Source organism: Microlunatus capsulatus (assembly GCF_017876495.1).
In the GTDB taxonomy this organism is placed as follows: Bacteria; Actinomycetota; Actinomycetes; order Propionibacteriales; family Propionibacteriaceae; genus Microlunatus; species Microlunatus capsulatus.
The window spans coordinates 1,987,032-2,005,397 of record NZ_JAGIOB010000001.1 but is presented as its reverse complement, the minus strand read 5'-3'; the positions used below and the strand labels follow the sequence as shown (position 1 = coordinate 2,005,397).

Annotated in this window: 17 protein-coding genes and 1 tRNA gene; 13 read left to right on the top strand and 5 right to left on the bottom strand. The window is 72.8% G+C overall.

The window, feature by feature from the left end:
* Positions 1-110: 110 nt before the first annotated feature.
* Genes JOF54_RS09175 through JOF54_RS09165 form a run of 3 tightly spaced genes read right to left on the bottom strand, consistent with a single transcriptional unit; the run spans position 111 to position 3,347 of the window.
* Positions 111-1,004 (bottom strand): carbohydrate ABC transporter permease, encoded by an 894-nt coding sequence (locus tag JOF54_RS09175; protein WP_210054962.1) that lies wholly within the window; start codon positions 1,002-1,004, stop codon positions 111-113.
* Positions 1,001-1,966, bottom strand: a complete 966-nt coding sequence (locus tag JOF54_RS09170; protein WP_210054960.1) for a carbohydrate ABC transporter permease — start codon at positions 1,964-1,966, stop codon at positions 1,001-1,003. The genes JOF54_RS09175 and JOF54_RS09170 overlap by 4 nt, the downstream gene beginning before the upstream one ends.
* Position 1,967: 1 nt before the next feature.
* Positions 1,968-3,347 carry an ABC transporter substrate-binding protein gene (locus tag JOF54_RS09165; RefSeq protein ID WP_210054957.1) on the bottom strand — a complete coding sequence of 460 codons (1,380 nt, stop codon included), beginning with the start codon at positions 3,345-3,347 and terminating at the stop codon, positions 1,968-1,970.
* A gap of 313 nt (positions 3,348-3,660) precedes the next feature.
* Here JOF54_RS09165 and JOF54_RS09160 point away from each other — a divergent pair, with 313 nt between their 5' ends.
* Genes JOF54_RS09160 through JOF54_RS09145 form a run of 4 tightly spaced genes read left to right on the top strand, consistent with a single transcriptional unit; the run spans position 3,661 to position 7,930 of the window.
* Positions 3,661-4,806: a Gfo/Idh/MocA family protein gene (locus JOF54_RS09160; RefSeq protein ID WP_210054955.1), complete on the top strand. Its 1,146-nt coding sequence runs from the start codon at positions 3,661-3,663 to the stop codon at positions 4,804-4,806.
* Positions 4,806-5,528 carry an SDR family oxidoreductase gene (locus JOF54_RS09155; RefSeq protein WP_210054953.1) on the top strand — a complete coding sequence of 241 codons (723 nt, stop codon included), beginning with the start codon at positions 4,806-4,808 and terminating at the stop codon, positions 5,526-5,528. The genes JOF54_RS09160 and JOF54_RS09155 overlap by 1 nt, the downstream gene beginning before the upstream one ends.
* A gap of 39 nt (positions 5,529-5,567) precedes the next feature.
* Positions 5,568-6,584, top strand: coding sequence for a zinc-dependent alcohol dehydrogenase family protein (locus JOF54_RS09150; protein WP_245359525.1), 1,017 nt, complete (start codon positions 5,568-5,570; stop codon positions 6,582-6,584).
* A complete protein-coding gene (locus tag JOF54_RS09145) occupies positions 6,581-7,930 on the top strand; it encodes a hypothetical protein (protein ID WP_210054949.1) in 1,350 nt (449 codons plus the stop codon). The genes JOF54_RS09150 and JOF54_RS09145 overlap by 4 nt, the downstream gene beginning before the upstream one ends.
* A gap of 250 nt (positions 7,931-8,180) precedes the next feature.
* Here JOF54_RS09145 and JOF54_RS09140 read toward each other — a convergent pair whose 3' ends face one another.
* Positions 8,181-8,966 (bottom strand): GntR family transcriptional regulator, encoded by a 786-nt coding sequence (locus JOF54_RS09140; protein ID WP_210054947.1) that lies wholly within the window; start codon positions 8,964-8,966, stop codon positions 8,181-8,183.
* Positions 8,967-9,017: 51 nt separating this feature from the next.
* Here JOF54_RS09140 and JOF54_RS09135 point away from each other — a divergent pair, with 51 nt between their 5' ends.
* Genes JOF54_RS09135 through xylB form a run of 6 tightly spaced genes read left to right on the top strand, consistent with a single transcriptional unit; the run spans position 9,018 to position 14,628 of the window.
* Positions 9,018-9,992 (top strand): NAD(P)-dependent oxidoreductase, encoded by a 975-nt coding sequence (locus JOF54_RS09135; RefSeq protein ID WP_210054945.1) that lies wholly within the window; start codon positions 9,018-9,020, stop codon positions 9,990-9,992.
* The gene (locus JOF54_RS09130) at positions 9,989-10,642 is read left to right on the top strand and encodes a bifunctional 4-hydroxy-2-oxoglutarate aldolase/2-dehydro-3-deoxy-phosphogluconate aldolase (protein ID WP_210054943.1); all 654 of its coding nucleotides are present in this window, start codon (positions 9,989-9,991) and stop codon (positions 10,640-10,642) included. Before JOF54_RS09135 ends, JOF54_RS09130 begins: the two co-directional genes overlap by 4 nt.
* Positions 10,639-11,565 (top strand): shikimate dehydrogenase family protein, encoded by a 927-nt coding sequence (locus JOF54_RS09125; RefSeq protein ID WP_210054941.1) that lies wholly within the window; start codon positions 10,639-10,641, stop codon positions 11,563-11,565. Before JOF54_RS09130 ends, JOF54_RS09125 begins: the two co-directional genes overlap by 4 nt.
* On the top strand, positions 11,562-12,539 hold the full coding sequence (locus JOF54_RS09120; RefSeq protein ID WP_210054938.1) for a phosphotriesterase family protein: 978 nt from the start codon (positions 11,562-11,564) through the stop codon (positions 12,537-12,539). The genes JOF54_RS09125 and JOF54_RS09120 overlap by 4 nt, the downstream gene beginning before the upstream one ends.
* On the top strand, positions 12,536-13,144 hold the full coding sequence (locus tag JOF54_RS09115; protein ID WP_210054937.1) for a glucose-6-phosphate isomerase family protein: 609 nt from the start codon (positions 12,536-12,538) through the stop codon (positions 13,142-13,144). Before JOF54_RS09120 ends, JOF54_RS09115 begins: the two co-directional genes overlap by 4 nt.
* Positions 13,141-14,628, top strand: a complete 1,488-nt coding sequence (xylB, locus tag JOF54_RS09110) for a xylulokinase (protein WP_210054935.1) — start codon at positions 13,141-13,143, stop codon at positions 14,626-14,628. The genes JOF54_RS09115 and xylB overlap by 4 nt, the downstream gene beginning before the upstream one ends.
* Before the next feature lie 61 nt (positions 14,629-14,689).
* On the opposite strand, the gene JOF54_RS09105 is transcribed toward xylB, so the two are convergent.
* The gene (locus JOF54_RS09105; RefSeq protein ID WP_210054933.1) at positions 14,690-15,577 is read right to left on the bottom strand and encodes a peptidoglycan-binding domain-containing protein; all 888 of its coding nucleotides are present in this window, start codon (positions 15,575-15,577) and stop codon (positions 14,690-14,692) included.
* 187 nt (positions 15,578-15,764) lie between these two features.
* Between JOF54_RS09105 and JOF54_RS09100 the strand changes: the two genes are divergently transcribed.
* The 3 genes from JOF54_RS09100 (at position 15,765) to JOF54_RS09090 (ending at position 18,051) form a co-directional block, all read left to right on the top strand.
* Positions 15,765-17,345 carry a sugar porter family MFS transporter gene (locus JOF54_RS09100; protein WP_281073669.1) on the top strand — a complete coding sequence of 527 codons (1,581 nt, stop codon included), beginning with the start codon at positions 15,765-15,767 and terminating at the stop codon, positions 17,343-17,345.
* On the top strand, positions 17,335-17,868 hold the full coding sequence (locus tag JOF54_RS09095) for a hypothetical protein (RefSeq protein WP_210054929.1): 534 nt from the start codon (positions 17,335-17,337) through the stop codon (positions 17,866-17,868). The genes JOF54_RS09100 and JOF54_RS09095 overlap by 11 nt, the downstream gene beginning before the upstream one ends.
* A 110-nt stretch (positions 17,869-17,978) precedes the next feature.
* A tRNA-Lys gene (locus JOF54_RS09090) sits at positions 17,979-18,051 on the top strand.
* Positions 18,052-18,366 lie beyond the last annotated feature (315 nt).

Here is an 18,366-nt window from a genome sequence, read left to right as displayed (position 1 = left end):
AGGAGGCCCTTCGACAGGCTCAGGGAGCGGTGGTGCGGCTCGGGCGGGCGGGGCACGACGCCCGGTGGGGTGGTGGTGCCCATCGGCCGAGCGGGTGGGGAGGGGCGCGGCTACTTGACCGCGCCGAGGGTCATGCCGGCGACGAACTGGTTCTGCATCCGGACGTAGACGACCACCACGGGGATGATCGACAGCGTCAGGCCGGCCGTCAGCGTCGGCCAGTCGGTGGAGTACTGCCCGGTGAGGCTGAACAGCACCGGCTGCAGGGGCAGCTTGTCGGTGTCCTGCAGGACCGTGTTGGCCATCAGGAACTCGTTCCAGGTCTGCAGGAACTGGAAGATCACGACGGTGGCGATGCCCGGGCGCGCCAGCGGCAGGATCACCCGGAGGAAGATCGTCAGCTCGCTGGAGCCGTCCACCCGGGCCGCCTCGACCAGCTCGTCCGGCAGGGTCTGGAAGAACGCCCGCATGAGGAACATCGAGAAGGGCGCCGACCCCGAGATGTAGAGGACCAGCAGGCCCGACTGGGTGTCGAGCAGCCCGAGGTTCTTCAGCTGCAGGTAGAGCGGGATGATCAGCGCCGTCGACGGCATCATCAGCGTGGTCAGCAGCAGCAGGTAGAGCGTGTTCTTGAACGGGAAGTCCAGCTTGGCGAACGCGTACCCGCTGAGGGTGGCGAAGACCAGCACCCCGGCCACGGTCACCGAGGTGATCCAGAGGCTGTTCCAGAAGTGCAGCGGGAACTCGATCGAGGTCCAGGCCTTCGGGTAGGCCGCCCCGGTCAGCGACTCCGGGAAGAACGGCCCGGAGAACACGGTGTTCTGCGGCCGCAACGAGGTGAGCAGCAGCCAGACGAACGGGAACACCATCAGCCCGCAGATCGGCACCAGGATGAAGGTGGCGAACGTCTTGCCGAAGGGCAGCCGACGCCGGGTGCCGGTCCGCTTCCGCTTCTCCGGCGCGGTGGCGCCGGAGGTGGTCGGGGCCTGCAGGGTCGCGGTCACCGCTCCGCCCTCCGGGTGATGGTCATCTGGGCGACGACGGCGAGGATGCACATGATCATGACGACGACGCTGAACGCCGACGCGTAGCCGAACTGGGGCAGGGATCCCGAGGTCGAGCCGAACGCCAGGTTGTAGAGGTAGGTGCCGAACACCTCGCTGGCGTGGTTCGGGCCGCCGCCGGTCATCACGTAGATGATGTCGAAGACCTTGAACCCGTTGAGCAGGCCGAGGCTGACGACGATCCCGGTGACCACCCGCAGGCTCGGCACGGTGATGTTGAAGAACCGCTGGAAGGCGTTGGCGCCGTCCACCTGCGCGGCCTCGTACAGCCCCGGGTCGATGCCCTGGATGCCGGCGAAGAAGATCAGCATGTTCATGCCGATGCCGCCCCAGATCGCGACGACCATGATCGCCGGCAGCACCGTGGCCCGGTCGGCCAGCCAGATGTGCTGCAGCCCTTCCAGGCCCAGCGACCCCAGCACCCGGTTCAGGGTGCCCACGTTCGGGTCGTAGATCAGCTTCCACAGCACCCCCGACACCACGAAGGAGACGATGCCGGGGATGAAGAGGATGGTGCGGACGACGATGCCGACCTTGCGCCACACCTCGTTGACCAGCACGGCGATGACGATGCCGAGGACGGTCTGCACCACCGTCGTGACCGCGGTGAAGACCAGCGTGACCACGAGGGCGCGCTGGGCGGTCGGGTCGCCGACCATCCGGGTGTAGTTGTCGAGCCCGACGAAGGTCTTCTCGCCGAACCCGCTCCACTTGGTGAGGCTCAGGTAGATGGTCTGGACGATCGGCCAGCCCACGAAGGCCAGGAACAGCGCCAGCGTGGGGAGCACGAAGAGGTAGCCGGCCAGCCGTTGCGACCGCTTGAGCCGGGACCCGAACCGCCCCTCGCGGGACGGAACGGGTCCGTGCGGCACGACCACCTGCGGGGGTGCAGTGGTCGTCATGTCACCCCTTGGCGTTTTCCACGGCCGCCTGCATCTGCTGGGCCACCTCGGCCGGCACGCCCTTGCCCTCGAACAGCTGGACCAGCGGGTCCGCCGCGGCGACGGTGCCGTTGCCGAAGGGGATGTGCGGGCAGCCCTCGCCCTCGATCAGCCAGGAGGTCATCTGCTTCATCACCGGGTTCTCGATGATCGCAGCGGCGCTCTTGGTGGCGGGCATCGAGTTCGAGTTGTTCATGGCCGGGGAGTAGTTGGCCTCCTCGTACAGGAACTTGATGAAGGTGAGCGCGGCGTCCTTGTTGGCGCTGGTCTCCGAGACGGCCCAGCCGGCGCCGGCCTGGTTGGCCGTCCAGTGCTTCTTGCCCGCCGCGATGGCCGGGTTCTTCATCACCTTGTACTTCTTGACGAACTCCTTCGAGGCGTTCTGGATGAACCCCTGCGGGCTCCAGGAGCCGTTGAAGAGCATCGCCGACTTCTCGGTGTAGAAGATCTGCGGAGCCTGGTCGCCGGAGGTGCCGGTGGTGCCGGGCTGGAAGACGCCCGCGTCGACGATCCGCTTCTGCAGCTCCAGCGCCTGCACGACGACCGGGTCCTCCCAGGTGAGCCCGTCCAGGCCCTGGTCGAGGCGCAGGAAGAAGGTCGGGTCGTCGGAGACCTGGGTGAGCAGCGGCAGGAAGAAGTCCATGGCGCTCGTGCCCGGGTTGGCGCTGAAGGAGACGCCGTACTTGTCGGTCGCCTTGATCTTCGGCGCGGCGGCGATCAGGTCGTCCCAGGTCTCGAGCGACTCGGGGTCGACGCCGGCCTTGTCCAGCAGGTCCGGGTTGTAGAACAGCCCGAAGGTCTGGGCCATCCAGCCGATCGCGTACTGCTTGCCGTCCAGGGTGTACTCCTGGTTGGCCGAGTCGAAGAAGTCGGACAGGAAGCTGTCGCCGAGGTCGGCCTTGAGGTCGGCGGAGATGCCGCCCGTGCCGTAGGTCAGCGCCCGGGTGTGCGGGGCGAAGATCTCGGGCACGTCGCCGGCCGCGACGGCGGCCTGCAGGGCGGGGAGGTACTGGTCGGGGGTGCCGAACACGCGGTTCTCGACCTTGATGTTCGGGTTGGCCTCCTGGAACTTGGCCACGAGCTTCGGGAACTCGTCCTTCTGCTCGCCGTACCAGCTCCACATGCGCACGGTGGCGGGGTTGCCGCCGGCGTTGCCGCTGGCGCCGCTGCCGGCGGAGGAGCTGTCGTCGGTGCTGCAGGCGGCGAGCAGCGAGCCGGTCCCGAGAGCCGCGGCGCCACCCAGGGCGGCGCGGAGCAGGGTGCGGCGGCGGAACGGGGTGGACGCGCCGGACGCGGCCGGGGTGGTGTCGACGGCCTGCGGGGCCGCGGTCTGGTCCTGCATGGTTCTCCTCGTTGAGAGAGCTCGGGTGGGGTGACCGGACGGGTCGTCCGCCGGCTGCTTGCACTTCCTAACTCAATGTAAGAAAGTTTGTCAACGGGCCGCAGAGGCGCCTGGTTCTGAAGGTGTTCGCTCCGGATCGAGCCGGTTCCGCGGTGATTGACAGGGTGAAACCTGTAATGACAGGATGCTAACCCGGTCTCCCCGCCGATGACAAGACCCCGTCGTCGCCGGGCCGGGACGCCGGCGCCCCGCCCCGCGGGACGCGACGGCACGTCCGCGGTCCGGACCCGACCAGCACGCACACAGGAGTGATGTGACCAGCACGCAGACGTCCACCCCCAGCGCCCGGACCCCCGTCCGCTTCGGCCTGATCGGCACCGGCTGGCGCTCGGAGTTCTTCGCCCGGCTGGCCCGCCAGGCCCCCGAGGCCTTCGCCGTCGCCGGGGTCGTGTCCCGCCGGCCCGAGCGCGCCGCCGAGGTCGCCCGCGACTGGGGCGTCCCGACCTTCGCCACCGAGGAGGAGCTGCTCGCGGCCGACCCGGAGTTCGTCATCCCCTGCGTGCCCTGGGGCGAGATGGGCCCGACGACGGCCCGGCTCGCCGGGGCCGGGGTGCGGGTGCTGGCCGAGACCCCGCCCGCCGCCGACCTCGAGGGGCTCCGCACGCTGTGGTCCGCGGTGGGGGAGAGCGGCCTGGTCCAGGTCGCGGAGCAGTACCTGCTGATGCCGCAGCACGCCGCCCGGCTGGCCGTCGTCCGCGACGGCGTGATCGGCGACGTCAGCTCGGTGCAGGTCAGCTCGACGCACCTCTACCACGCCGTCTCGATGATCCGCGGGTTCCTCGGCGTCGGCCGCGGGCCGGTGACCGTGCACGCGCAGTCCTTCACCGCGCCGCTGGCGAACCCGCTGAGCCCGGCCGGCTGGTCGGGCTCGGACGCCCCCGAGCCCACCGCCACCACCCTGGCCACGCTCGACTTCGGGGACGGCCGCACCGGCCTCTACGACTTCACCGACAACCAGTGGTGGAACCCGCTGCGCGCCCGCCGGATCGTCGTCCGCGGCAGCCGGGGCGAGATCGTGGACGAGAAGGTCACCCGGCTCGTCGACCCGTGGACGCCCGTCGAGTCCTCCCTGGTCCGCCGGCAGGCCGGCCTGGACCTCAACCTCGAGGGCGTCGACCTGCAGCACGTCAGCTTCGACGGCCGCGTGGTGTGGCGCAACGCCTTCGCCGGCGCCCGGTTCTCCGAGGACGACCTCGCCGTCGCCGACCTGCTGGCCGCCACCGGCGCCTGGGCCCGCGGCGAGGGCCCCGCGCCGTACCCCCTGGCCGAGGCCTGCGAGGACCACCAGATCTCCCTCGCCCTGGGCGAGTCCATCCGGACCGGCACCTCGGTGACCACCGGCATCGAGGGCTGGTCCGACGCGGCCGGTACCGCGGCGGCCGACGGCGCGGCCGCCTGATGGCCTGGCCGGAGGGCGCCGTCGTCGTCGTGACGGGTGCGGCCGGCGGCGTCGGGCACGCCTGCGCGGCGTGGCTGGCCGAGCGCGGGGCGCAGGTCTTCTCCCTCGACCGTCGCGAGCCCGCCGACGTCGTCGGGACCTTCGTCGCCGTCGACGTGCTGGACGAGGCCTCGGTCGACGCGGCCGTGGCCGCCGTCGTCGACGCCGCCGGCCGGGTCGACGCGCTGGTCGCCGCGGCGGGGATCTCGGAGGAGCCGACGCCGGCGGAGGAGATGAGCGCCGCGACCTGGTCGCGCACCATCGGCGTCAACCTCACCGGGGTGTTCCTGACCTGCCAGCGGGTGGGCCGGGTGATGCTCGGCCAGGGTGCCGGACGGATCGTCACCATCGCGTCGATGTCGGGCGCGCACGTCGTCAACAACCCGCAGCAGCAGGTCGCGTACAACTCCTCCAAGGGCGGGCTGGTCGCCATGACCAAGTCCCTCGCCTTCGAGTGGGCCTCCCGCGGCGTGCGCGTCAACGCGCTCTCGCCCGGCTACGTCGACACCCCGCTGCTGGGCAGCAAGCACGAGCTGCACGACCAGTGGAAGTCCGTCACCCCGCTGCGCCGGTTCGCCGAGCCGGCCGAGGTCGCCGCCGCCGCCGCGTGGCTGCTCAGCGACGAGGCCGCGTTCTGCTGCGGCACCGAGATGCTGATGGACGGCGGCTACACGCTCGCCTGACCCGCTGCACCCCCTTCTGAGGAGAGAACCGTGGACACGATGAGAGCGGTCGTCTACGACCGGCCCGAGCACTTCACCGTCGCCGACGTCCCCGTCCCCGAGCCCGGTCCGGGCGAGGTCCGGCTCAAGGTGCTGGTGGCCGGCGTCTGCGGCACCGACGCGCACCTGCACGTCGGCGAGTTCGGCCCCACCTACCCGCTGACGCCCGGGCACGAGTTCGTCGGCGAGGTCGTCGCGCTGGGTGACGGCGTCGATGCCGACCTGCTCGGCCGGCGGGTCGTGGTCAACAACTGCGCCACCTGCGGCCACTGCGTCGAGTGCCGGCGCGGTCGGCCGGTGTTCTGCCGGAACGTCGCCGCGCAGGGCGTCAACGCGCCGGGCGGGTTCGCCGAGCAGGTGCTGACCGACGCCGACCGCTGCTTCGTCGTCGACGACCTGGAGCCCGAGGTCGCCGTGCTCACCGAGCCGGTGGCCTGCGTGGTCCACGGCCTCGACGTGCTCGACCTGGTGCCCGGCTCGGACGTGCTGCTGTTCGGCGCCGGCCCGACCGGGCTGATCCTCACCTCGCTGCTCGCCCGCTCCGGGGCCGGCCGGCTGGTCGTGGCCGCGCCGACGGCCGCGAAGCTGGAGCTCGCCTCGGCCCGGGGCGCCGACGTCGTCGTGCAGCTGGACCGCGCCGACCCCGAGGGCTCCCAGGCGCAGCTGCGCGCGCTGGCGCCGGACGGGTTCGACGTCGTCATCGACGCGACCGGGGCGCTGGCGGTGCTGGGCACGACGATCGGCCTGGTCCGCGACGCCGGCACGGTCTTCGTCTACGGGATGGCCGCGGAGGCCGCCGAGTGGCCGGTCTCCCCGTACGAGATCTTCCGCCGGGAGCTCACCATCAAGGGCTCCTTCGCCCAGCAGTTCGCCTTCGACCGGGCCCTGAGCGCCCTGCGGAACGGCCGGGTGGACCCGGTCGGGATCATCACGGAGCGCTTCAGCCTGGACGAGTACGGCGACGCCCTCGCCGCCGTCGCCGACAGCTCGGTGGTCAAGGCGGTCATCGTCCCGTGACCGGTCAGGTGACACTGGCCCGGCCGGTGCTGCTGCCGGTCTCGCTGGAGCAGGAGCCGGGGGAGTCCTTCCGCCGCCAGCTGGCGGCGCTGGTGGAGCTCTCCGAGGGGCTCGTCGAGTGGCGGCCGGCGGCCTGGGTCGGCGACCCGGTGGCCGACGACGTCACCGCCGTGGTCGTCCCGGACATGAGCGGACTGGCCTACCGGCTGCTGGAGGAGCTGCGGCGGATCCGGGTGCCGCTGCTCGTGGTGACGTCGGAGTTCGGCACCGTCTCCATGTGGGACTGGGAGATCCGGGACTACCTGCGCCGCCGCGGCGTCGACACCGTGGCGCCCACCTCGCGGCAGGAGCTGGTCGACGTGCTCCGCGGGCTGGCCGTGCGTCAGACCCTGCCCCGGTCGCGGATGCTCGCCTACCTCGACGACCTCGGCGCCGGCATGCAGCCCGACATCTTCAAGCGCTTCTACTGGTGGGAGGAGGAGTGCGTCGGCGACCTGGAGCAGCGGCTCGGGGTGACCGTCGAGCGACGCTCCTGGCGCGAGCTCGCGGCGCGGGCCGCGTCAGTCCCCGAGACCCGGGTGGTGGAGGCGCACGAGCGGATCTCGCCCGACGTCGAGCTGTCGGCCCTGTCCTGGCGGGCGCGGGCGGAGGCCCTGCGGCTCTACCTGGCGCTGTCCGACGAGCTGGACGAGACGCCCGACGTCATCGCGGCCGGGATCAACTGCCTCAACGAGTCGGCGACCTCCCCGACGACGCCCTGCCTGGCCTGGAACCTGCTCTTCGAGGAGCGGGGGCTGATGTGGGGCTGCGAGGCCGACCTGACCTCGATGATGACCGAGTTCCTCACCTGGCAGACCCTGCGGACCCCGGTGATGATGACGAACCTCTACCCCTTCCTCATGGGCGACGCGGCGCTGAAGCACGAGAAGATCCCGTACTTCCCGGAGGTGGCCGAGCGGCCGGCCGACCACATCCTCGTGGCGCACTGCGGGTTCCTCGGCGTGGTGCCCCAGTCGTTCGCGACGTCGTGGTCGGTGCAGCCGCGGGTGCTGGAGATCGTCGACCCGAACGCCCACGCGCTTGACGCCCGGATGGCCGAGGGGGACACGACGATCGTCAAGCTCACCTCGACCATGGACACCCTGACGGTGACCCCGGCCGACCTGACGGGCTACCACCAGTTCGAGAACTCCGACTGCCTGAACGGCGCGGTGCTCCGGGTGCCCGACGGCTACCGCTACGTCGAGGCCCTGCCCTCGCACCACGCGGTGCTCGCGACGGGGGACCTGCGGCGGCGGCTCGAGCTGGTCGCTCCCGTCCTCGGACTGGGGATCCAGCACATCTGACGTCCGCTCCCTGAGCCTGTCGGCGGCCCCCGGCGCGCGCCGGACTGACGCGTCGGCGTCGAGTGCGCGCAAACGCAGGTTTTCGCGACCGATCGACCTGCCGAAGCGCGCACTCGATGCAGAGGTCAGTACCCACCTGGCTCAGCGCTGTCGACTGCGCGCTGAGCGCTGTTCCGGCGGGCCGCGGACTGCTTTGAGCGCACAGTCGGGCGGCCCTTCGACAGGCTCAGGGCGCTGATTGGCGTAGCGATCAGGGGGCGGTGACCCGCATCAGGGGCTCGAGGTGCGCGTCGGCGGGCCGGGTGCGGTTGAGGGTGACCTCGAACCGACTGCGGTCACCGCGGTGGTAGGCGACGAACATCTCCACCGGGCGCTCGCCGGCGTGGGAGGTGCTGCGCAGGACCAGGACGGGGTCGCCGGGCTTGACGCCCAGGTCGGCGGCCAGCGCGTCGTGGGCCACGGCGGCCTCGACCCCGCGTCGGCCGTGGGTGAGGTGGACGTCGTAGCGGCGCTCCAGGAGGGCGTAGAGCGACTGGTCGGTGAGGTCGTCGTCGACCAGGCCGGGGGCGACGTCGTAGGGCAGGTAGGTGGTGGCCAGCACCCAGGGCTCGTCGTCGACGAAGCGGAGCCGCTCGATGACGATCAGCGGGGCGCCGGGCTGGATCTCCAGCTCGGCGGCGATCTGCTGGTCGGCGGGGACGACCTCCTGGCGGCGGACGACGCTGCGCAGGTGGGAGCCGCGGGCGGCGACGTCCTCGTACAGCCCGGTCAGGGACTGGACCAGGTGCTCCGACGTCTTCTGCGGTGCGACGAAGGTGCCGCGGCCCTTGACCCGGACGATGACGCCCTCGGTCTCCAGCTCGGCCAGGGCCTGGCGGACGACGGTCCGGGAGACGTCGAAGGTGGCGCAGAGCTCGTGGTCACCGGGCAGCCGGTCCCCGGCGGTGAGGTCGCGCTCGCGGAGGTCGGTGAGCAGGATCTGCTTCAGCTGGTGGTAGAACGGCAGCGGCGACGAACGGTCGATCGCGCTGGTCATCCCCGCAGTGTAGTGGTTGACCTCCTGTACGTACAGGACTACCTTTCCCTGGTGCCGACGTCGCCCCTCGTGCTGGTCACCAGCCGCTCGTTCTCCTCCGGTGACCTCGACCTGGCGGCCGAGCTGGAGGCGGTCGGCGCCCGGATGGTCACCGGTCCCTCCACCCACGACCTCGACGCGCTCCGGCCCCTGCTCGCCGACGCCACCGCGTGGATCGCCGGCACCGGTCCCGTGACCGCCGCCCACCTCGACGCGGCCCCCGGCCTGCAGATCGTCGCCCGCTACGGCGTCGGGTACGAGGCCGTCGACCTCGGGGCCGCCGCCGCGCGCGGCGTGCTCGTCACCAACACCCCCGGCGCCAACACCGGCGCCGTCGCCGACCACGCCGTCGCCCTCCTGCTCGCCGGCCTGCGCGACGTCCCGCAGGGCGACCGCGGCGTCCGGGCCGGCCGCTGGGCCGTGCAGCGCACCCGCGAGCTCGGCACGCTCACCGTCGGCATCGTCGGACTGGGCCGGATCGGCCGCGCCGTCGCCGCCCGGCTGTCGGGCTTCGGGCCGCGGCTGCTCGGGTTCGACCCGTGGGTGCCGCCCGCCGAGCTGGACCGGCTGGGTATCGAGGGCGTCGACCTCGACACTCTGGCCGCCGGGTCCGACGTCATCTCCCTGCACGCGCCGGGGGAGGAGGTCGTGGTCGACGCGCGCTTCCTCGGCCTGGTCCGGCCCGCGCTCGTGCTCGTCAACACCGCCCGCGCGACCCTCGTCGACGAGCCCGCCCTGGCCCAGGCGCTGCGGGACGGCCGGCTCCGCTGCTACGCCTCGGACGTGCTGGGCAGCGAGGCCGGCGACCACGCCAACCCGCTGCTGGCCGACGACCTGCTCGACCGCACCGTCCTCACCCCGCACTCCGCCGCCCAGACGGTGCAGGCCGTCGACGGCATGGGCCGCGGCGCCGTCGACGCCGTGCTCGCCCACCTGCGGGGCGACCAGCCCCCGAACCTCGTCCCCCTGCCTGGAGGCCCCCGATGACCAGCCCGCGCCCCGCTGACGACCTCACCGCCCTCCGCGCCGCCACCGTCGTCGCCGTCCTCCGGGCGCCGACGGCCGAGGCGGGCATCCGGGCCAGCGACGCGCTGGTCGCGGGCGGGGTCACCGGCATCGAGATCACCTACAGCACCCCCGACGCCGCCGCGGTGATCCGCGAGGTCCGCCGCCGGCACGGCGACGCCGTGCACCTGGGCGCGGGCACCGTGCTGGAGCCGCGGCAGGCCCGCGAGGCCGTCGACGCCGGGGCGGAGTTCCTCGTCAGCCCCGGCACGGACGCCGAGCTCGCCGGTGCCATGCTCGGCACCGGGGTGACCGTTCTGTCCGGCGCGCTGACGCCCAGCGAGGTGATGACGGCGCTCCGGCTCGGGGTGCACGTCGTCAAGCTGTTCCCGGCCTCGCTCGGCGGCCCGGCCTACCTCAAGGCCCTGCGCGGCCCGTTCCCGCACGTCGACTTCGTGCCCACCGGCGGCGTCAACGCCGGCAACCTCGCGGAGTGGCTGGCGGCCGGCGCGGTCGCGGTCGGGGCGGGCGGGGAGCTGTGCCCGGCCGCCGCGATGGCCGGCGGGGACTGGGACACCATCACCGCCAACGCCCGGGAGTTCGCCGCGGCGGCCCGGGAGGCCCGGGCGTGACCCGCGGCTCGACGTCCTACATGGGCTTCGTCGGCGTCAGCACCGGCGGCTCGTCGATCCGCCGGGTCTTCCCCGAGTGGGCCGACGCCCTCGCGCTGCCCACCCGCACCCTGGTGGGCCACGACGTCGCCCTGGACTCCCCGCCGGAGGTGTACCGCGACGTCGTCACCGCGATCCGCGACGACCCCGAGCACTGGGGCGCCCTGGTCACCACGCACAAGATGGCCGTGCACGCCGCCGCCCGTGACCTGTTCGACGACTGCGACGAGCTGGCCGAGACCTTCGGCGAGATCTCCTGCATCGCCAAGCGCGGCGACCGGCTGGTCGGCAGCGCGAAGGACCCGGTGACCGCCCGGCTGGCCCTGGAGGAGTTCGTCGCCCCCGACCACTTCGCCGCGGGCGGCGGCGAGGCGCTGGTGCTGGGCACCGGCGGCGCCGGCACCGCCCTCAGCCACCAGCTCGGCGTCCGCGCCGACCGGCCCGGGCGGATCACCTGCACCGCGCTGGACCAGGAGCCCCTCGACCACGCCCGCGCCGTGCACGAGCGCGCCGGCCTCCCCGAGGGCCTGGTCCGCTACGCCGTCACCCGGGACGCCGACGACGTCGACGCCCTGGTCGCCGCGCTGCCGCCGGCCAGCCTCGTCGTCAACGCGACCGGGATGGGCAAGGACCGGCCCGGCTCGCCGACATCGGGCGCCGTCCGCTTCCCCGAGCGCGGGGTCGTCTGGGAGTTCAACTACCGCGGCCCCCTCGACTTCTGGCACCAGGCGCTGGCCCAGCAGGAGGAGCGCGGCCTGCACGTGGAGGACGGCTGGCGCTACTTCGTGCACGGCTGGACCCAGGCCGTCGCCGAGGTGTTCGACGTCCCGATGCCGCCGGCCACCGTCGACGAGCTCGGCCGGATCGCCTCCGAGCACCGGTGATCACCACAGTCCTGGGCGAGATCCCGGCCGACGCGCTCGGGGCCACGAACTACCACGAGCACCTCTTCCAGGTGAGCCCGCTGCTGCCGGGCGACGAGCTCGACGACGAGCCCCGCAGCCTGGTGGAGGCGGTCTCGCTGCGCGCGTCCGGGTTCCCCGCCGTCGTCGACGCCACCCCGACCGCCCTCGGCCGGCGCCCGTCGGCTCTCGCGCGGGTGGCCGCGACGAGCGGCCTGCACGTCGTCGCCACCACCGGCGCCCACCGCGAGCCGCACTACGGCGCGGGCCACTGGCTGCTCGAGCTCACCGAGGCGCAGCTGGCCGACCGCTTCACCGCCGACGTCGTCGACGGCCAGCCCGACGTCGACGGCCCCGGGCGCGGCGCCCCCGCCCTGGCTCACGACGGCCGTCCGGTGCGCGCCGGCGTCGTGAAGGCGGGCATCGGCTACTGGAGCATCGGCGCCTTCGAGCAGCGGGTGCTGGCCGCGGTGGCCGCGACCTGGACGCGCACCGGAGCGGCCGTCATGGTGCACCTCGAGCACGGCAGCGCCGCCTTCGAGGTCCTCCGCGCACTGGAGGTCCTCGGCGTGCCCGCCTCCGCCGTCGCGCTGGCCCACGTCGACCGCAACCCCGACCCGGGCCTGCACGCCGAGCTGGCCGCCGCCGGCGCGTACCTCGGCTACGACGGCTGGGCCCGCAGCCAGCGCTGGCCCGACAGCCTGCTGCTGGACTGCCTGGTGCGCGCCGCCGAGCAGGGGGCGGGCGAGCGGCTGCTGCTGGGCGGCGACGTCGCCCGGGCCACCCGGTACCGCGGCTACGGCGGGATGCCGGGCCTGGCCTACCTGGGCGAGCGGGTGCTGCCCCGACTGGCGCGCGCGACCTCGCCGGCGCTGGTGACGGCGCTGACCCAGACCAACCCCGCCCGCTGGCTCAGCGGGACCGGGACGACCGAGCACGAGGAGGAGAGACGATGACAGAACCCGAGGTGCGGCCGGTGCCGCCGGTGACCCTGACCCTGCGGCCCGAGGAGGGCCGGCTGGAGGGCAGCAACGGGCGGTACGAGAAGTTCCTGCCCGACCTGGAGGGCCTGTACCGCGACCCGGATGCCTACGCGCACCGCCTCTCGACCGACGACGGCAGCCCCGTCTACTGGGTGGAGACCACCCAGACCGAGGACGGCCCCGGCGGGCTGATCACCGGCATCAGCGTGCTGGAGCCGGGCACCGTCGGCCGGGAGTACGCGATGACCCGCGGCCACCTGCACGCCGTCTCGGACCGCTCCGAGCTCTACGTCGGGCTGAGCGGGCGCGGCGTCATGGTGCTGGACAGCCTCGACGGCCAGAGCCACGTCGTCGAGGTGACCCCGGGCAAGGCCGTCTACGTGCCGGGGCACTGGGTGCACCGCAGCGTCAACGTCGGCGACGAGCGCTTCGCCACCCTCTTCACCTACGCCGCGGACGCCGGCCAGGACTACGCGATCATCGAGCGGGCCGGCGGCATGCGGTCGCTGGTCGAGGTGGACGGCGCCGGGTACCGGGTGCGGGAGAACCCCGACCACCGCGGGTACCAGCGGGCATGATCATCTCGCACGACCTCGGCACCACCGGGGACAAGGCCACGCTGGTCAGCGACGAGGGCCGGGTGGTGGCCGCCGTGACGGCGACCTACGGCACCGACTTCGGGCCCCGCGGCAAGGCCGAGCAGGACGCCGGCGACTGGTGGAACGCCGTCTGCCGCGCCACCCGGGACCTGCTGGCGCAGGCCTCCGTGGCGCCCGCCGACGTCGAGGTCGTCTCCTTCTCGGGGCAGATGATGGGCGCCGTGCTGCTGGACGGCGACGGCGTCCCGGTGCGGCCGGCGATCATCTGGGCCGACACCCGCTCGGTGGCCCAGACCGCCACCCTGGTGGAGCGCGTGGGCATGGAGCGCGGGTACCGGATCACCGGCCACCGGCTCAACCCGACGTACTCGCTGTCCAAGGTCATGTGGGTCCGTGATCATGAGCCCGAGACGTTCGCCCGGGCGCAGAAGGTCGTGCTGGCCAAGGACTACGTGGCCTTCCGGCTGACGGGCGTGCTGGCCACGGACCCGTCCGACGCCTCCAGCACCAACGCCTACGACCAGGCCGCCGGCCGCTGGTCCGACGAGCTGCTCGAGGCCGCCGCCCTGCCGCTGTCGCTGTTCCCCGACGTCGTCGCCTCGACGGCGGTCGTGGGCCGAGTCACCGACGAGGCTGCCACCGCGACCGGCCTGGCCGCCGGCACCCCCGTGGTGATGGGTGGTGGCGACGGCCCGATGGGCGCGCTGGGTGCCGGCATCCTCGGGCCGGAGTCCGGCGCCTACGGCTACCTGGGCTCGTCGTCGTGGGTCTCCGTCGCCGCGGACGCGCCGCTGCACGACCCGCAGATGCGCAGCATGACCTTCAACCACGTGCTGCCAGGGCGCTACGTGCCGACGGCGACGATGCAGGCCGGCGGCGCGTCGCTGGAGTGGGTGATCGACACCCTCGCCCCCGGTCAGGACGACCGCTACGCCCGGCTGCTGGCCGACGCGGCCGACGTCCAGGCCAGCGAGGACGGCCTCTACTTCCTGCCGCACCTGCTGGGGGAGCGCTCGCCCTACTGGAACCCCGCGGCGCGCGCGGTCTTCGCCGGTCTGGGCCGGCACCACGGGCCGGCGCACCTCACCCGGGCCGTCCTCGAGGGCGTGGCCTTCAACCTCTACACGGGCCTGCTGGCGTTCGTGGAGAACGGGACGCCCATCGAGGCCGTCGACGCCATCGGCGGGGCGGCGAACTCGCGGCTGCTGCTGCAGGTCTTCGCCGACGTCTGGGGCGTGCCGGTGACCCGGCGGAACCTCGTGGACGAGGCGACGGCGGTGGGCGCGGCGATCGTCGGCGGCGTGGGGGTCGGCATCTTCGACGACTTCGACGTCGCCGGACGGTTCTCCGAGGAGCTCACCTCCCAGGCCCCCGAGCCGGACCGGCACGCCCGGTACGCGGGCGAGTACGCCCTGTTCATGGAGGCCTACCAGCGCCTGGAGCCGTGGTTCGACAAGCTCTGAGCGCCCGCAGCCCCCGACCTGCAGAGGTCGGGGGGTGCGGTACGTCAGGGGGACGCGGGGGTCAGACGATCCCGGCGTAGCGCTCCCAGGTGGTGAAGGGGGTGCGGTAGCGGGTGGGGGTGTTGTCCCGGGCGTGCCCGGCCAGGCCGTTGCGGCCGACGAAGTAGTCGGCGACCTGGTCGCGGTTGGTGTACTTGCCGTTCTTCTGCCACAGGTCGGTGTCGCCGATCGCGATGGCGTGGATGTGGGCCGGCCAGCAGCCGCCGCACTGGCTGGGCAGCCGCAGCCAGGCGGCGAAGCCCACCTGGCGCAGGGCCTGCACGGTCCGCCAGCGCTGGGTGCTCGTCATCCCGGCGACCTTGAGGTCGATGCTGCCGCCCGCGTCGTGGGTGCCGCCGGACGCCTTCGCGCAGCCGGCCTTGGTCAGCACGCAGTAGGAGCCCTGGGTGACGGTGATGGTCCAGGGGACGGTGGCGTCGGCCGCGGTGAGCATCTGCCGGGTCCGGGTGTTGACCCGCTTGGTGCCGTAGCGGTCGTTGCGGCTGCCGATCTGCACCACCCGGGCGACGGCGAACCGGCCCTGGCCGAGCCGGGCCAGGGACTGCGGGCCGGGAATGCCGTTGGCGTCGACGCCCTTGTAGCCCAGCGAGCGCTGGTACTTGATGTAGGCCGCCGTGGTGGCCCGGCCGTAGTGGCCGTCGGCGACGACGCGGAAGCCGCGGGCGGTCAGGGCCAGCTGGACGAGCCGGGTCGAGTCGTCGTCGCCGAGGGCCGGCTGGTTGCCGCGGTAGCCCTCGACGTGCGCGGCGGCGGTCAGGGCGGTCATGTCGACCACCGGCAGCACCGGGACGGCCGCGGGCTTCGGGGCCGCCGAGGCGGGCGTCGCGGTCACGACCAGGCCGAGCAGGGTCAGCAGGGTGAGCAGGGGGAGTGCGAGCGTGCGGAGCATGGGGTCGGTCCTCGTCGGTCGCCCGGTCGCCCGGGTGCGGTGCGGCGAGGCGGCGCCTCGCCCGGATCTGGTCCTGCCCGACCCCCGCGGGCGAGGCAGCCGTGCGGCTGCTTGTACCGGACCTCGCGGGAGACAGTACCGACGGAACGCCGTCCGTCATGTTTCTGTCGTGTAACAGTCGTCCCAACTGCCCCAGGACTTTCGTCCCCGCTCCAGCTCCGAGGCCTCTCGTGAGGGCGCGACCGGGGGTGCCGTCGCCGCTCGGACGGGGTGGCATACCGTCCGGGAGGGACGTGGCTGGCGCGTCCGCCGCCCCTCCCAGGAGACCTCCCCCATGACCGCAGAGGCGCAGTCGACCTCATCCGCCCGCAAGGGCGACCGCACCGGGCCCGAGGTCTCGCAGCACCTGACCGGGCGGATGCTGATGGCCGCCGTCGTGTCGGCGATCTCGGCCCTGCTCTACGGCTACGACACCGGCATCATCTCCGGCGCCCTGCTGCAGATCAGCGAGGACTTCACCATCGGCACCGGCATGGAGCAGGTGATCGCCGCCAGCATCCTCTTCGGGGCCGTGCTGGGCGCCTTCGTCTGCAGCCGGCTGTCGGAGCGGCTGGGCCGCCGTCGCACGGTGCTGCTGGTCTCGGCCGTCTTCGTCGTCGGCTCGCTCGCCTGCGCCGTCGCCCCGAACGCCGCCGGCCTCTCTCTGGCGCGCGTCGTGCTCGGCTTCGCCGTCGGCGGCGCCACCCAGGTCGTGCCGATGTACGTGGCCGAGCTGGCGCCGGCCAGCAAGCGCGGTCGCCTGGTCCTGACCTTCCAGCTGGGCATCGGCGCGGGCATCGTCATCGCGACGCTGGTGGGGGCGACCGAGGTCGTGCCCTGGCGCGTCTCGGTGGGCAGCGCGGCGGTGCCGGCGCTGATCATGGGCCTGCTAATGCTGCGGCTGCCGGAGAGCCCGCGGTGGCTCGTCAAGGGCGACCGGCACGACGAGGCCCGCGAGGCCCTGCGCGGGGTGCGGGAGGACGGCAGCGACCTGGGTCCGGAGCTGGACGAGATCGTCGCCCTCGAGGACCGCGAGCGCGACGCCGGCAGCGGCAACCGCGGCTGGCGCGGGCTGCGGAAGCGGTGGGTGCGCCCGGCCCTGGTGGTGGGCTGCGGCATCGCCGTCTTCACCCAGCTGAGCGGCATCGAGATGATCATCTACTACGCCCCGACGATCCTCACCGACAACGGGTTCTCCACCACCGCAGCGCTGCGGGTGAGCGTGGCCCTCGGCGTGACGTACCTGGTGATGATGATCGTCGGGCTCGCGATCGTCGACAAGGTGGGCCGGCGACGGCTGACGCTGATCATGGTCCCCGGTGCGGCCGTCAGCCTCGCGGTGCTGGGCGCCCTGTTCGTCACCGGCCACAGCGGCCGCGGGGACGTCCCGTTCATCGTGGCCTGCCTCGTCGTCTTCATGTTTTTCAACGCCGGCGGCCTGCAGCTGATGGGCTGGCTCACCGGGTCGGAGATCTACCCGCTCGCCGTGCGCAGCGCCGGCACCAGCGCGCAGTCGATGACGCTGTGGGCGACCAACATGCTGATCACGCTCACGCTGCTGTCGATCATCGAGGGCATCGGTGTGGGCCTGACGATGTGGCTCTACGCCGCCTTCAACGTCGCTGCCTGGGTCTTCGTCTACCTGCGGATGCCGGAGCTCACCGGGCACAGCCTTGAGGGCATCGAGGGCCGGCTGCGCGAGGGCCGGTTCCGCCCGCGTGACTTCTGATCCCTCCCTGCCCGTCGTCTTGGCGCCCCGGTGGGGCGTCGTCGTGGCGCTGGCCGTCGCGGCCGTGCTCGGCGCTGTCGCGGTGCTGGGCATCCTTCGGCAGGCGCTCGACGTCGTCGAAGGCCGGGGGCTCTATGTTTTCGCGGCCGTCGGGGTGGGTCTCGTCGTCCTCGTCGCGCCGTTGGTGCTGCTCCGCGTGATCAGCAGGACGCGGGTCCACGTGGGCGCCGACGCCGTCGAGCGCCGCGCCGGCGACCGCGTGCTGGCCCGGCTGCGCTTCGACGAGGCCCGGGAGATCCGGGTGAGGTGGCAGGTCAGCCCTGGGGTGATGGGCCGACGGCCGGTCGTCGCGCTGCTCGGTCCGGCCGGCGGGGTCCGCGGCATCGTCGTCAACGGCCTATTGGTCGCCGACCTCGACCCTCTGCTCGACCGGGTCGCCGTCGAGGTCGGCTGGCGGCCGGCGGTGCTCACCTCCGACTGGGCCGTCTACGACGAGGTGATGGCTTCGCGGTCGAGCCACTGAGGGAACTGCTCTGTCGGCCGCGCCGGGGTGGTGCGGTCTGCGATGATGGACGCCGGGTCGGCACATCCGTCCTGTCGGTCACCGGGTCGCCTGTGCTGCCGCCCGGACCGGGGCCTCTAGCTCAACTGGCAGAGCAGCGGACTTTTAATCCGCGGGTTGTGGGTTCGAGTCCCACGGGGCCTACAAGTCACCTAGTCAGCGGCGGATTTGTCGGCTGCAGCGTCCTCGGATGCGGTCAGGGGAGACGAATGCCTCACGGGGGCTCGGTTCCCGAGCTGGCGGACGGAGGTCCGTACGACCCCAGCGCGGCGAGGTTGCCGGCGTTCGCGACCCGCCGGCCGAGGTAGACGTCCTGGGGTCATCGACACCCGAGAGTGACCCAGCTGGTCGGCGATTATGCGGGCGCTGGCGCCACTCCCGTCCAGCAGGGTCGCCACCGTCTTGCGGAAGGTGTGGGTCCGCCGACGCAGTGCTTCGGGTGACCAAGCGGCGAGAGCT